Origin of the sequence: Methylobacterium sp. 174MFSha1.1, from assembly GCF_900116815.1 — a bacterium.
Classification (GTDB): Bacteria; Pseudomonadota; Alphaproteobacteria; order Rhizobiales; family Beijerinckiaceae; genus Methylobacterium.
Window position 1 is genome coordinate 165,603 of the sequence record NZ_FPCB01000014.1, and the last position, 13,445, is coordinate 179,047.

A 13,445-nucleotide genomic window follows, 5' to 3' on the forward strand; every position below is an offset into this window, starting at 1 on the left:
GTGCGGGCGGCTCTCTCCGGCCTGTGGAAGAGGGATTTTGGAAGGGGAGGGAGGTGTCAGGTGCCTCGGTTGAACGCGGCGCCGATGTGCAGGATGTCGTTCCAGGTCGCGAACAGCATCAGCATCAGCACCAGGGCGAGGCCGATGCGGAAGCCGATCTCCTGCGCCCGCTCGCTCAAGGGACGGCCGCGCACGATCTCGACGGCGTAGAACATCAGGTGGCCGCCATCGAGCATCGGCACCGGGAAGAGGTTGATGAGCCCGATCGACACCGACAGGACCGCGATCAGCCCGACGAGCGCCCCGATGCCGCCGACCTTGGCGGCCTGGCCCGAGACCCGCGCGATGCCCATCGGGCCCGAGAGCTGGTCGGCGGATTCGCGGCCCGTGACCAGCTTGCCGATGTAGCTGAAGGTGCGGTCGACGACGAAGTAGGTCTCGAAGACGCCGATCCTCAGCGAGTCGAGCGCGCCGTAGCGCACCAGCTTGACGTCGGCGGCGTCGCGCGGGCCCTGGATGCCGAGCCGCCCGATGCGCTGGGTGCCGAACGGGGTCTTGTCCTCGTAGACGTCCGGCGTCGCGGTGAGCGGGGTGGTGACCCCGCCGCGCTCCACCGTGAAGTCGAGCCGGTCGCCGGCGGCGCCCGAGACGGTGCGCTGCATGTCGGCGAAGTTGGCGATGGGGCTGCCGTTGATCGTCAGCACGACGTCGCCGGCCTGGAAGCCGGCCCGGTCGGCCGCGCTGCCGGCCTGCACCGCCGAGACCCGCGGCGCCACCTCGTAGCGGCCGGTGGCGTAGACGGCGCCGGCGAAGACCGCGATGGCGAGGAGGAAGTTCGCGATCGGCCCCGCCGCCACGATGGCGACCCGCTTCCAGACGTTCTGGGCGTGGAAGCTGATCGCGTGGTCGGCCGGGTTCATGCGCGCCATCGCGTCCGGATCCGGCACGCTGGCGCCGTTCATGTCGCCGACGAACTTGACGTAGCCGCCGAGCGGGATCGCCGAGAGCTTCCAGCGCGTGCCGCGGCGGTCGTTGAAGCCGACGATCTCGGGGCCGAACCCGATCGAGAAGCTCGTCACCCCGACGCCGCACCACCGCCCGACCAGGAAATGGCCCATCTCGTGGATGAACACCACGACGGTGAGGACGAACAGGAACGGCACGATGTAGCCGAGCAGGTTCGTCGTCGCGCCGCCGACGACGTTGAGCAGATCCATGGTCACCTCGATGCGGCGCGGCGGGCCCTCCCTGGCCCGGCGCGGCGCCTTGCCGATCCCCCTTCATACAGAGTCCCGGGGACGGCGAACAGAGCGCGAAACGACCGAGGGTTAACTTAACGGAAGGTTAAGCTCCCGGTCGGGCGGCCAGGGCCTCCCGGCTCCAGCCGCGCACCTCCTCGTCGATGGCGAGCGCCTCCTCGACGTCGGCGGGCGCGGCGGGGAAGCGCGAAGCGAAGTGCTCGCAGGCCCGCTCGACCAGGGCGGCGATGTCGTAGAACCCGATTTTTCCGGCGATGAAGGCCGCGACCGCGATCTCGTTGGCCGCGTTCATCACCGTCGGCTGGGCGCCGCCGGCGGCGAGCGCGGCCTTGGCGATGCGCAGGCAGGGGAAGCGCTCCTCGTCCGGGCGCTCGAAGGTGAGGCTGCCGACGCCTGCGAGGTCGAGGGGCTTGCCCCGGGCGATCGACAGCCGCTCGCCGAGGCCGAGGCAATGGGCGATCGGCACCCGCATGTCGGGGACGTAGAGCCCCGCCGTCACCGCGCCGTCGCGCCAGGTGACGAGGGCGTGGACGATCGATTGCGGATGCACCACGGCGTCGAGGCGCTCGGCCTCGATGCCGAACAGGTGGTGGGCCTCGATCAGCTCCAGCCCCTTGTTCATCAGGGTGGCCGAATCGATGTTGATCTTCATGCCCATCGACCAGGTCGGGTGGGCGGCGGCGTCCGCCGCGCTCGCCGCCGCGATCCGCTCGCGGCTTGCGGTCCGGAACGGACCGCCCGAGGCGGTGATGGTCATGCGGGTGATGTCGTCGACCCGGCCGGTGCCGATCGACTGCTCGAGCGCGTTGTGCTCGGAATCCATCGGCAGGATGCGGGCGCCGTATTTCTTGGCGTCGCGCATGAAGGCGTCGCCGGCGCAGACCAGGCTCTCCTTGTTGGCGAGCGCCACGGTGCGGCCCTGGCGGATCGCCGCGCAGGTGGGGCTCAGGCCCGCCGCCCCGCTCACCGCTGCCACCACGAGGTCGGCCTCCCGGGTCGCCGCCTCGATCACCGCCGAGGGGCCGGCGCCGCAGGCGATGCCGGAGCCCGACAGGGCGTCGCGCAGGGCCGGACCGGCATCCGCGTCGGCGATCGCCGCGAATCCGGCGTTCAGCTCCCGGGCGACGCGGGCGAGGGCCTGCGCGTCGCGGCCGCCCGCCACGGCGCCGACCCGGAACCGGTCGCGGTGCTGGTCGAGCAGGTCGGCGGTGGAGCGCCCGATCGAGCCGGTCGCACCCAGGACGGAGACTGTGAGGGTCATGACGATCCCGTGAGAGTGAGGCCGACGAGCAGGAGGCCGGCGAGGAGGGCCGCGGCGAAGAAGCCGTCGAGACGGTCCATCACTCCACCATGGCCCGGGATCAGGCGGCCGGAATCCTTGGCGCCGTAGGCGCGCTTGAGGGCCGATTCGGCGAGGTCGCCGCCCTGGCTCATCACCGAGCCGAGGGCCGAGAGGCCCGCCGCGAGGGGGATCGACAAGGCCTCGGTGGCGCCGAGATGACGCGCGCCGGCGGCCACCGCGCCGCCGACGACCGTCGCGGCGAGAAGGCCGCCGCAGAAGCCCGACCAGGTCTTCTTCGGGCTCACGGCCGGCCACAGCTTCGGCCCGCCGACGGTGCGGCCGGTGAAGTAGGCCGCGATGTCGGTGGTCCAGACCACCCCGAACAGCCAGAGCGGGCCGGCGAGCCCGATGCGCGGATCGTCGCGCAAGAGCACCGGTACCAGGGCGACGACGAGGGCGCAGGCGAGGCTCGCCGGCGCCCAGACCCGCCCCGAGGCCGGCCGGGCCAGCAGCGCCAGCAGGGCGAGGCCGGCGGCGACGGCGCCGACGAGCCAGGGGAGGGGGGCGGCGAGCCGCGCGCCCGCCACGACGCCGAGGAGGACGAGGCCCGCGATCGCCAACAGCGGGCGGTGCGGGCTCGTGCGGGTGATGGCGAGCCACTCGCCGACCACCGCGAGGCCGGCGAGGAACCAGATGACCGCGAAGATCCAGCCGCCGTTCAGCGTCGCGCCGAGGACGAGGAGGCCGAGCACGATCCCCGAGACCGTGCGGGCGCCGAGCTCCGTCGCGGGCCAGGCCGGCCGGCCCGTCCCCGGGCCGGTTCCCGGCAATCCCGTGCCGGGCGCCTTCATGCCGTCGCCCGCCATCACCCCGCCCGGGCGCTGAGACCGCCGAAGCGGCGGTCGCGGTTCTGGAACTCGCCGATCGCCGCCTGGAAGGTGGCGTGGTCGAAGTCGGGCCAGAAATCCGGCACGAACACGAACTCGGAATAGGCGGTCTGCCAGGTCAGAAAGTTCGACACCCGCTGCTCGCCGGAGGTGCGGATGACGAGGTCGGGATCGGGGATGCCGTCGGTGTCGAGGGCGCCCGTGAGCGCCGCGGCGTCGATCGCGTCGGGCGTCAGGCGCCCCTCGGCGACCGCCGCGGCGAGCGTGCGGACCGCGCGCAGGATCTCCTGGCGCCCGCCGTAATTGAACGCCACCACGAGGGTCAGCTTGGTGTTGCGGGCGGTGCGCTCCTCGGCCTCGCGCAGGAGGCCGGCGATGTCGCCCGGCAGGCCGTCGCGCTCCCCGATGATCCGCACCCGGACGCCGTTGGCGTGCAGGTCGGCGAGGTCGCGGCGCACGAACAGCTTGAGCAGGCCCATCAGGTCCGCCACCTCGGCGGCGGGCCGGCGCCAGTTCTCGGAGGAGAAGCTGTAGATGGTGAGGTAGGGGATGCGCAGGTCGATCGCCGAGCGCACGGCGCGGCGCACCGCCTCGACGCCGCGGCGATGGCCCTCGACCCGCGGCAGCCCGCGGCGGGCGGCCCAGCGGCCGTTGCCATCCATGATGATGGCGACGTGTTTCGGCATCGTTCCGCCGGAGGAGGGCCCGCCCGTCGGGTCGGGGCAGGCCGCCGGGCGGCCGTAATCCTGGGACTCGTCCCGGCCTGCCTCCAGCAGGGTCACCGTCTCGCTGTCGCCTGCCATGCTGGCCCCGACCCCGGCGGAGCCGTCTCCCGGCTCCGCGCTCCCCACGCGCTCGTTTCCACCATGCCGGTCCCAAGTCAGACCTGCATGATCTCCTTCTCCTTGGACGCCAGGGTCTGGTCGACCTCGGCGATGTGCTGGTCGGTCGCCTTCTGGACCTGGTCGGCCTGGCGCTTCTCGTCGTCCTGACTGATGGCGCCGTCCTTCTCGAGCTTCTTCAGGTGGTCGAGGCCGTCGCGGCGGACGTGGCGGACCGCGACGCGGGCCTCCTCGGCGTATTTGTGCGCGACCTTGACCATCTCCTTGCGGCGCTGCTCGTTCATCTCGGGGATGCGCAGGCGGATGGTCTGGCCTTCCGTCATCGGGTTGAGGCCGAGGTCGGATTCGCGGATCGCCTTCTCGACCGCCGCGACCATGCCGCGGTCCCACACCGACACGCTGAGCAGGCGCGGCTCCGGCACGCTGATGGTGGCGACCTGCGCCATCGACATCGCGGCGCCGTAGGCGTCGACCTGGATCGGGTCGAGGAGCGAGGGGGTGGCCCGGCCGGTGCGCAGCGAACCGAGGTCGTGCTTCAGGGAGTTCAGCGCGCCCTGCATGCGCCGCTTGATGTCGTTGAGGTCGAAGGGGGGAGGAGTGGGCATTCCTGCGCGTCCCGAAGCATCTGGAGGAGAAAGGGGAGTTAGGGCGCGCCCGTGCCGGGTCCGCCCTGATCCGGCTTCAATGAACCAAAACCCGACCTGCCGCAAATCGTCAGGCGCGGCAGGGTCCCGGGTGCGGCGCCCGCTCAGAGCGCTTCACGATCGCGCTGCCATCGCGAGGCTCTCCAAGTCTTTGTTCCGGCGCATTTTCTTCGACGAAACGGCATCCACTTCGTCGGACAATGCTCTAAGGCGCCACCAGGGTCGAGGGCGCGGCGCCGGTGAGGATCGCCGTCACCGAGCTCGGCGCATGGACCGAGCCGACGATCAGCGGCAGGCCGCCGTCGCGGGCGAGCGCGAAGGCGGCGGTGTCCATCACCTTGAGGTCGCGGGCGATCGCCTCGTCGTGGCTCAGGCGCTCGTAGCGCACCGCGTCGGGATTGGTCTTCGGATCGGCCGAATAGACGCCGTCGACCTGCGTGGCCTTCAGCACCGCGTCGCATTTCAGCTCGGCGGCGCGCAGCACCGCCGCGGTGTCGGTGGTGAAGTACGGGTTGCCGGTGCCGCCGGCCAGGACCACGACCTGCCCCTTGTCGAGGTGATGCAGGGCCGGCTGGCGGGCATAGGTCTCGCAGATCGTCGGCATCGATACCGCCGACATGGTGCGGGCGGTGACGCCGGCGGCGTTGAGCGCGGTCTCGAGCGCCAGCGAGTTCATCACCGTCGCCATCATGCCGAGCGAATCACCCGTGGCGCGGTCGATCCAGCCGGCGGCCGAGACGCGGGCGCCGCGGATCACGTTGCCGCCCCCGACCACGAGGGCGATCTGAAAGCCCGCGCCCACCGCCCGGACGATGTCGTCGGCGAGCGCCGCCAGGGTCGGCGGGTGCAGCCAGTAGCCGTCGGGCGCCGCCAGCGCCTCGCCGGAAAGCTTCACCAGCACGCGGCGGAAGGGGGTCGGACCTGGCTCCGGCAGGGCGTGTTCGGGCATGGGCGCTCCTCTGGCCGCCCGCGAGGCGACGGCTGTCGGCGTCGAGTGTCGTGACGAGTCGGCCGGGTTCTAGCCTGTCGATCCCGGCCCGTCGAGGCGCCGCCGGATCGGAATCCGCGGCCCGACGTAGCGGAAGCCGGCCACGAAAAAGGGGGCCCGCCCAGGCGGAACCCCCTTCCTCGACCCTCGCGCGAGGCTGGCCTCGCGCGATGCGTGGCTGATTCGATCAGCCCTTGGCCGCGGCCGCCACCTCGGCGGCGAAGTCCGGGGCCTCTTCCTTCTCGATGCCGTCGCCCAGCCCGTAGCGGACGAAGCCGGTGAGCTTGACCGGGGAACCGGCCTTGCTCTCGGCCTCCTTGAGCACCTGCGAGACGGTCTTCGACGAGTCGTGCACGAAGGGCTGCTCGAGGAGGGTGACCTCCTTGTAGTAGCTCTTCAGGCCGCTCTCGACGATCTTGGCCATCACGTGGTCGGGCTTGCCGGCGTTCTTCTCGCGCAGGATGTTGCTCTCGCGCTCGACCGTGGCGGCGTCGACGCCCGAGGCGTCGAGCGCCACCGGGTTGGTCGCCGCGACGTGCATGGCGATCTGGCGGCCGAGCTGGCTGAGGACAGCCACGTCGCCGGCCGATTCGAGGGCGACGAGCACGCCGATCTTGCCGAGACCCTCGGAGACCTGGCCGTGGACGTAGGACGCGATGACGCCCTTCTCGACCTGCAGCTTGGCGACGCGGCGCAGGGTCATGTTCTCGCCGATGGTGGCGATCAGCTCCTGCAGCTTGTCCTTCACCGTGGTCTCGGCGCCGGGGAAGTGGGCGGCCTCGAGGGTCTCGATGCTGTCGCCGGCGGAGAGCGCCAGCTTGGCAGCCTCGCGGACGAAGGCCTGGAAGCCGTCGTTGCGGGCGACGAAGTCGGTCTCGGAATTCACCTCGAGCACCGCGGCGTGGTGGCCGGCGGACTCGACCGCGACCAGGCCCTCGGCGGCGACGCGGCCGGCCTTCTTGGCGGCCTTGGCGAGGCCCTTCTTGCGCAGCCAGTCCACGGCCGCCTCGAGGTCGCCGGCGGTCTCGTTGAGGGCCGACTTGCAGTCCATCATGCCCGCGCCGGTCTTCTCGCGCAGCTCCTTGACCATCGCTGCCGTGATGTTGGCCATCGTGGGATCCTCTCGATTGGCGCCCCGGCGCCCCTGGAGGGGCGGTGCCACCGCGGGGGCGGCGCCGGTCGGCGGATAAAGGGAGCCCGGCGCCGTGGCGGCGCCGGGCTGTGCAGGGCGTCAGGTTCGCGGAACGCTAACGCGCCCCGCCTGCGATCCGTCCCGGGATCACGCGGCCGCGGCGGCCTCGACGAAGCCGCGGGCCTGGTTCACCCAGCCGTCGCGCTCGAAGCGGCCGTTGAGCTTCAGGTCGCCGTCGACCTTGGCGACGTCCTCGGGGCTCATCGCGGCGATCTGCCAGTAGTGGTAGATGCCGGCGTCGTTGAGCTTCTGCACCAGCTGCGGGCCGACGCCCGTGAGCTTGGTCAGGTCGTCCGGCGCGCCGCGGGGGGCGGCCAGCAGCTCGAAGGGCTCGCCGACATACGGCTCGGTGACGTCGACCGGCACCACCTCGGGCTCGTTGGCGAGCGCCGGCAGCTCCTCGGCCATCGGCTCCTCGGACTCGCCGAGGTCGATGCCGAGCGCGCCCTGGCCGCGCGAGATGCCGTCGATCGCCGCGCGGGCGACGAGGTCGCAGTAGAGCGCGATGGCGCGGCCGGCGTCGTCGTTGGCCGGGACCACGTAGGTGATGCCGTCCGGGTTGCAGTTGGTGTCGACGATGGCCGCCACCGGGATCTTGAGGCGGTTCGCCTCCTTGATCGCCAGCTGCTCCTTGTTGGTGTCGATCACGAACAGCAGGTCGGGCACGCCGCCCATGTCCTTGATGCCACCGAGCGCCTTCTCGAGCTTGTCCTTCTCGCGGGACAGCATCAGGCGCTCCTTCTTGGTGAGGCCCTGGCCGCCGCCGGCGAGGGTCTCGTCGACCTTGCGCAGGCGCTGGATCGAGCCCGAGATGGTCTTCCAGTTGGTCAGCGTGCCGCCGAGCCAGCGCGAGTTCACGTAGTACTGGGCCGAGCGCTTGGCCGCGTCCGCGATGGTGTCGGCCGCCTGGCGCTTGGTGCCGACGAACAGCACCCGGCCGCCCTTGGCGACGGTGTCGCTCACCGCCTGCAGCGCCTGGGCGAGCGCCGGCACGGTCTGGGCGAGGTCGATGATGTGGATGTTGTTGCGGGTGCCGAAGATGTACGACTGCATCTTCGGGTTCCAGCGGTGCGCCTGGTGGCCGAAATGCGAGCCGGCCTCGAGCAGCTGGCGCATGGTGAAGTCGGGAAGGGCCATGGTCTGTGTTCTCTCCGGTTCATCCGCCGCGGAGGAGCGACCGGCACCTTCAGGCGACCGGCCACCGGAAACGCCTCATTCAGGCATGAGGCCGGCTCCGCGTGTGGGATGGGCGGGCCTTTATCCGATCGGGGGTGGGATGGCAAGGCGGCGGGCAGGGGCGTATGCAGATCGCGCGGACGGTCGTTCCAGGATGGAAGCAGTCGTCATGGTGGCTTTCATGGGGGTTCATGGTCTTCAGAGGGGCTTCAACCGACGGGGCGGGAGAATGTACGTCGGTTTGTCGCTCGCCTCCCGTTCGTAAAAATGTGACAGGTGAAAGATGATCAGCGAGTCGACGACTAGTATTATTTACGATGATGAAGAGATAAGGGTTATATGGGCTCCTGGAAAATCGGATGTTTTGGCGATTACGTTCGGCGATTTGATCAGCCCGGCCTCCGGGCATAATTTCTTTGCAGATACCCCTCTCAGGAAACTGGGTATCTCGGCGATCGGCATCATGTCGAAATCCGATAACTGGTATCCTGCTCGAAACATGCACGCCGCCGCTGCGATCATCGGCGAGATCGTCCGCGATTACAACGTCCGCGTGACTTACGGCGGGTCGATGGGTGGATATGGCGCAATCAAGTTTTCGCGCCTTCTCGGTGCCAGCCACGTGATCGCACTGTGTCCGCAATGGTCGATCGATGCGGCCGAGTGTGACGGCTTCGATCCGGGATGGACGATCCACTATCGCCCGGCCATGAGTGGCATGGGCATCCGCGAGCCGGACGTCTCGGGCAAGATTTTTGTATTTTATGATTTATACAATAAAACTGATGCGCAACATTGTAGGATGATCAATATAAATTGTAGAAACGTGCAGTTCATAAACGTTCCCTTGTCTGATCACTACGTGACAACGATCTTTGCCGGAACGGCCAACCTGGACCATCTTTTCAGGTCGTGCATCCGCGCCGATCTGACGGCCTTGCGTCGCTTCAGCCGCCAGACACGCAAGGAGCATGTGCTCTGGCAACACCGCTGGCTGCGCTATGCGCTGAGGCGCTTCCCTACGGCCGGGATCAGGTTCCTTCTCGAGCCTCATCATCACTTCAGCCTGCCCGGCAACTGGACGCGATTGATCGAAATCCTCACATTCGTCGTTGACGATGCGGGTTCCGAAACGGCGGAGCATGTCTACCGGCAGGTCTGCCCGCTCATTCCGGACCCAGCCGAGCAATATCTGGTATCGGTGTATTTCGGCGGCCTAGTCGGACGTCGGGCACAGCTGAGAACATTCCACGGTTCGACCGTGATCTATGACCTGTCACGAAACAGGATGGCGCATACGCGATACTCGCTCCGATCCTGGGAGGTGCCGGTTAACGTGGAACTCACCGGATCCGCCGGAATGCTGTATGCTGTCGTCAACGGTATCAGATTCTACATGGCCGTCGCGGCCGATGGCGCCATAGGCTTCGGTCCGCATGGCGGCTCTGTTCCCACGCGCTTCGATTTTCGGAAATTGCCCGGTTCACGGGGATTTTGCATGGCAAGCAATAATAAATTTCTGAGCTCGGAAACATATCGAGATATATATTGCAATCGTGACGAAGCAAAAGAGTGGGAGGAATTTTTCTTTGATATATAAATTGGCTATTTTTGATTATTTATTTCTCGTAAATATTACACGGAGCCTGAGAAAAGACTGTTGTAATCTTGATAAATTCTGAATTTTCGGTCCTGACGACGAGTGCTGGAGATGCAACTTCCGCTGGAATTTCTAGAAGCTTGCATCCTCCGGCGCGACCATCGATGTCCATGGGGATGGCGGCGCGGCCTTCGGCTTCGCCCCGCTGGACACCACGGTGGAGCACGCCTGGAGCGTTTACTTGCTCATCGTCAAAAGCGCCGGTATACGTGCGCGACGCCGACGTTTGGTATGCAGGCTCTACGAGATTAAAGATGGTTTCAGAAGAGTACGTCATATCTATTGTCGATCGCTATATGTCCGAGAAGGAGGGCGGCCGTGAAGGCGTCGTTTCCGAGGTTGCGGCTAAACTTGCTGACCCCGAGTGGGCGCTAGTTCCGCTCCGACTCATTATCGTATTGCGTGACCGCCACCTCTTCAAAGAAGTTGCGCAAATAGCCGACATGATCTTGAAGCATGGCGGCGTTTCCGAAGAGGTCGCGTTCGATATATGCTGGAACGCCTGTATTGCAGGTCACCCTGAACGGGTCGTCGATCACTTGCAGCGGTCATTCGAGCGCGGCGTGCTGAGCGGTGATCAGATGCTGTTTCTGTCGGTACAGCAGACGCGTGTCGGCAACCACGACAAGGCAGGTGAGGTGCTCGACGCCGTCGAGCGGCAGTTCGGGCATTTAAGGGATGAAGTCGAGATACACCGTCAGTTTTTTGATTTTTATAAACATTACCCTCCTGATATCGCGTGGTCGCTGTTTAAGGATGTCAAAAGCAAGTTCGCTGCTGCCAGCATCGATGCGGTCGAAAGAAATATCCATCGCGCTCTGGACGAGAAAAGACCGTTCTTGTTGCTGCGCCTTGGTGACGGAGAAGGATCCGTCATACGAATCGATAAGGATGATACAAATAAATATGACGCCTATTACACCGCCAACCAAAAAGAATTTCTAAAAATCTGGTTTGAGGATGAATCGGTTGGGGCGAGCGATCGCTTCGACAAGGTCATCGATGATTTCAATGACGTCATTCAGAATGCCGACATGATCGGTGGTATCTATGATGCTGCGATCATGCACGAATATAGGTTGGGCTCGCGTCGCGGGATCGCCTGGATCGTAAACACGATGCGGAAGGTGCTCTTGCTGGCGGAGCGCGATCCCGATTGGGCGTCGCGGACATCGATCCATCATCTCGGGCTGCATTACGACCTGCTGTTGAGCGGCACGCTCGCGCGATTGCTGCAAGGCCGCCCCCATGTCGGCGTCGTGAGTTGTCAGAGCGAGTTGCCCGCTGCCTTGAAGCGGACCTACGGTATCGGCGAGGTCGAGTTCTACAAGGTTCCCGGCGAACAGATCCACCGGGCCACGCTTGGCGACTCTGCGGTCGAAGGCGCTCATTGGCCGGACCGATTCTTCAAGTTGTGCGAAACTTTCGATCGTGGTGCCGACCGCCGAGGGCAGCTGTTTCTCGTCGCCGCGGGCATGCTCGGAAAGGTCTACGCGAGCAAGCTGAAGGCGGCGGGAGCCGTCGTTCTCGACATCGGCGCCGTCGCCGACCTGTGGATGGGAAAGATCACAAGGACGTTTCCCCACCTGCCGGATGAAGTCGCGTTGCGGCTCGATCCCGACGAGTCACTGACGGTGGTGCAGGTCGGCGGGATGTCGGACCTGTCGCTCGGCCAGCAGACTCAGTCCGCGGGTGGTGCGCTGACAGTGTTCGAGCCGAACCCCGAGCGGTATGAGCAGACGAAGGCCTTCTTCGCCGAGCAGGGATTGAAGGTCTTGCTGATCGGCAAGGGCTTGTCCAATGCGAGCGAAAGCCGGCGGTTCTACATTGCCAAGAGCCTCGGCTGCAGCTCCGTCCTCGAACCGAACGACGAAATCCTCCGGCGGTATTCCGTCGGCCCGGCTTTCCGGACGGTCCATTCGATTGACGTCGACTGCGTGCGGTACGATGAGTTGCTGGCGGAGGGGGGCGTCTCAATGCCGGATGTCCTGCTCCTAAGCGCCCAGGGATTTGACAGCGAGATCCTGGATGGGTTCGGGGACACTCTCCGATTTTGCCTCGGCGTGAAAATCAGGACTTATCTGTACGAGGTGTACAAAAATCAGAAGCTGATGCCCGATATCGTCAAGCAGCTCGATCGATATGGTTTCATCTTGCGCCGAATGGCCCCTAACGATAATTTCGACGGAGGTATCGTTGAGATCGATGCCTGGTTTACCCGGCCGGTTTGGCAGTTATCAGGCTTAAGCGACGAACAGAAAACAAAGTTTAAAACCCTGGAGCGCGCCTGGAATTTGCCCAGCCAGCGCATCATGTTCTCTGAGGCTCAGTTCAGCTGACGTCAGTGGCCCGGGATATTGACGCGTCAATGCGATCTCGGGCCAGACCGAAACCGATGGGACCACGGATCCAGCTCGAGTTTTCGACGCCGAGCCTAGATGTTCGAGGCCTTGACTCGGCGATAATACGAGAGCGGAATCAACAATTGCTTTCTTGTGATCGTTGATATGGACTAGTTTTCTTCGACGGCTCCGGCGCCATTTCCGTGTCACAGCTGCGGCAAGGCGATATCGATGCCGTCGAAACATTTCGAGGTCGATCGGTGCTCGCTGGAAAAATCGCGGCTACCAAGTGTTTTCGTCCGTCAGGGCTCCTTGAAGCCGAATTCGGGCACGCCCTCCTCGTTGCCGTAATATTTATACGGCAAAAACTTCCCCGACATCTGCATCTTCACGCGATCACCCTTGTTGTTCGGTTCCCGCTCCATTGTCATGTTGAAGTCGATGGCGGACATGATGCCGTCGCCGAACTCCTCCTGGATCAATTCCTTCCAGGTGGTGCCGTAGACCATCACCAGTTCGTAGAAGCGGTAGATCAGCGGGTCGGTCGGCGGCATGTGCGGGATCGAGCCGCGGTAGGGCGCCTCGTTGAGCATCCGCTCCTCGGCGGCCGAGAGGCCGAACAGGGCGGCGGCCTTCGCGGCTTGCGCTTTCGGCAGCTTCATCTGGCCCATGCAGGCGGCAGTGATCAGGATCGGCGAGATCCCGCCGATCTCGTCCTGGATGTGCTTCCAGGTCCAGCCCTTCTCGCGCTTGATGTCGAGAAGCTTCTCCGTGAGGTCTTCGCGCTTCATGGGCTCTCTCCCTGGACGAGGCTGCACCGGCCGTTCGCGACCGGGGTGGGTCAGCATTGGCAACGGGCGTGCCACGGAGAGATGCGTGGAGAGCCGGAGTCGTGCGGCCTAGCGCCGCCGCTCGCACAGGGTCTTGACGTAGGTGCCCGGTTCGGTGCCGCGACCCGAGCCGGCGGCGATGGCGGGGCCGAGCAACATGCATTCCTGCGGCGAGTGGGCCGGGTGGGTGATGACGTCCTGCGCGGTGTCGCGGGTGCAATCCTGCGCCGCCAGGGACGAGGCGCAGATCAGCGTGACGACGAGGATGGTGGGCAAGGCGGACCTCCCGGGTGCGGGAGGCGGAGAAATAATGCCGGAACGGCGGCCGCCCACTGCGCGAGTG

Annotated in this window: 12 protein-coding genes; 2 read left to right on the forward strand and 10 right to left on the reverse strand. The window is 66.0% G+C overall.

Annotation, left to right across the window (positions count from 1 at the left end):
• Positions 1-56: 56 nt before the first annotated feature.
• The 8 genes from rseP to BM430_RS13675 form a co-directional block, all read right to left on the reverse strand.
• Complete coding sequence (rseP, locus tag BM430_RS13640) at positions 57-1,217, reverse strand: RIP metalloprotease RseP (protein WP_093567803.1); 1,161 nt, start codon at positions 1,215-1,217, stop codon at positions 57-59.
• A 127-nt stretch (positions 1,218-1,344) separates the two neighbouring features.
• Positions 1,345-2,520 carry a 1-deoxy-D-xylulose-5-phosphate reductoisomerase gene (dxr, locus tag BM430_RS13645; RefSeq protein ID WP_093567804.1) on the reverse strand — a complete coding sequence of 392 codons (1,176 nt, stop codon included), beginning with the start codon at positions 2,518-2,520 and terminating at the stop codon, positions 1,345-1,347.
• Positions 2,517-3,407: a phosphatidate cytidylyltransferase gene (locus BM430_RS13650; RefSeq protein ID WP_244539483.1), complete on the reverse strand. Its 891-nt coding sequence runs from the start codon at positions 3,405-3,407 to the stop codon at positions 2,517-2,519. Before BM430_RS13650 ends, dxr begins: the two co-directional genes overlap by 4 nt.
• Positions 3,407-4,114 (reverse strand): isoprenyl transferase, encoded by a 708-nt coding sequence (locus BM430_RS13655; protein ID WP_244539487.1) that lies wholly within the window; start codon positions 4,112-4,114, stop codon positions 3,407-3,409. Before BM430_RS13655 ends, BM430_RS13650 begins: the two co-directional genes overlap by 1 nt.
• Before the next feature lie 194 nt (positions 4,115-4,308).
• On the reverse strand, positions 4,309-4,875 hold the full coding sequence (gene frr / locus BM430_RS13660; RefSeq protein WP_093567806.1) for a ribosome recycling factor: 567 nt from the start codon (positions 4,873-4,875) through the stop codon (positions 4,309-4,311).
• 244 nt (positions 4,876-5,119) lie between these two features.
• Entirely contained in the window at positions 5,120-5,863 is a 744-nt protein-coding gene (pyrH, locus tag BM430_RS13665) for a UMP kinase (RefSeq protein WP_093567807.1), read from the reverse strand.
• Positions 5,864-6,089: 226 nt separating this feature from the next.
• Positions 6,090-7,013 carry a translation elongation factor Ts gene (gene tsf / locus BM430_RS13670; RefSeq protein WP_093567808.1) on the reverse strand — a complete coding sequence of 308 codons (924 nt, stop codon included), beginning with the start codon at positions 7,011-7,013 and terminating at the stop codon, positions 6,090-6,092.
• A 168-nt stretch (positions 7,014-7,181) separates the two neighbouring features.
• The gene (locus tag BM430_RS13675) at positions 7,182-8,231 is read right to left on the reverse strand and encodes a 30S ribosomal protein S2 (protein ID WP_093567809.1); all 1,050 of its coding nucleotides are present in this window, start codon (positions 8,229-8,231) and stop codon (positions 7,182-7,184) included.
• A gap of 322 nt (positions 8,232-8,553) precedes the next feature.
• Here BM430_RS13675 and BM430_RS33960 point away from each other — a divergent pair, with 322 nt between their 5' ends.
• Positions 8,554-9,870 (forward strand): hypothetical protein, encoded by a 1,317-nt coding sequence (locus BM430_RS33960; protein WP_143132024.1) that lies wholly within the window; start codon positions 8,554-8,556, stop codon positions 9,868-9,870.
• Between the two features lie 314 nt (positions 9,871-10,184).
• Positions 10,185-12,269, forward strand: coding sequence for an FkbM family methyltransferase (locus BM430_RS13680; RefSeq protein ID WP_093567810.1), 2,085 nt, complete (start codon positions 10,185-10,187; stop codon positions 12,267-12,269).
• 305 nt (positions 12,270-12,574) lie between these two features.
• Here the strand turns inward: BM430_RS13680 and cynS are convergent, their stop codons facing one another.
• Together cynS and BM430_RS13690 are read right to left on the reverse strand one after the other, a co-directional pair.
• Positions 12,575-13,063, reverse strand: coding sequence for a cyanase (gene cynS, locus BM430_RS13685; RefSeq protein WP_093567811.1), 489 nt, complete (start codon positions 13,061-13,063; stop codon positions 12,575-12,577).
• A gap of 108 nt (positions 13,064-13,171) precedes the next feature.
• On the reverse strand, positions 13,172-13,378 hold the full coding sequence (locus BM430_RS13690; RefSeq protein WP_093567812.1) for a hypothetical protein: 207 nt from the start codon (positions 13,376-13,378) through the stop codon (positions 13,172-13,174).
• Positions 13,379-13,445: the final 67 nt, after the last annotated feature.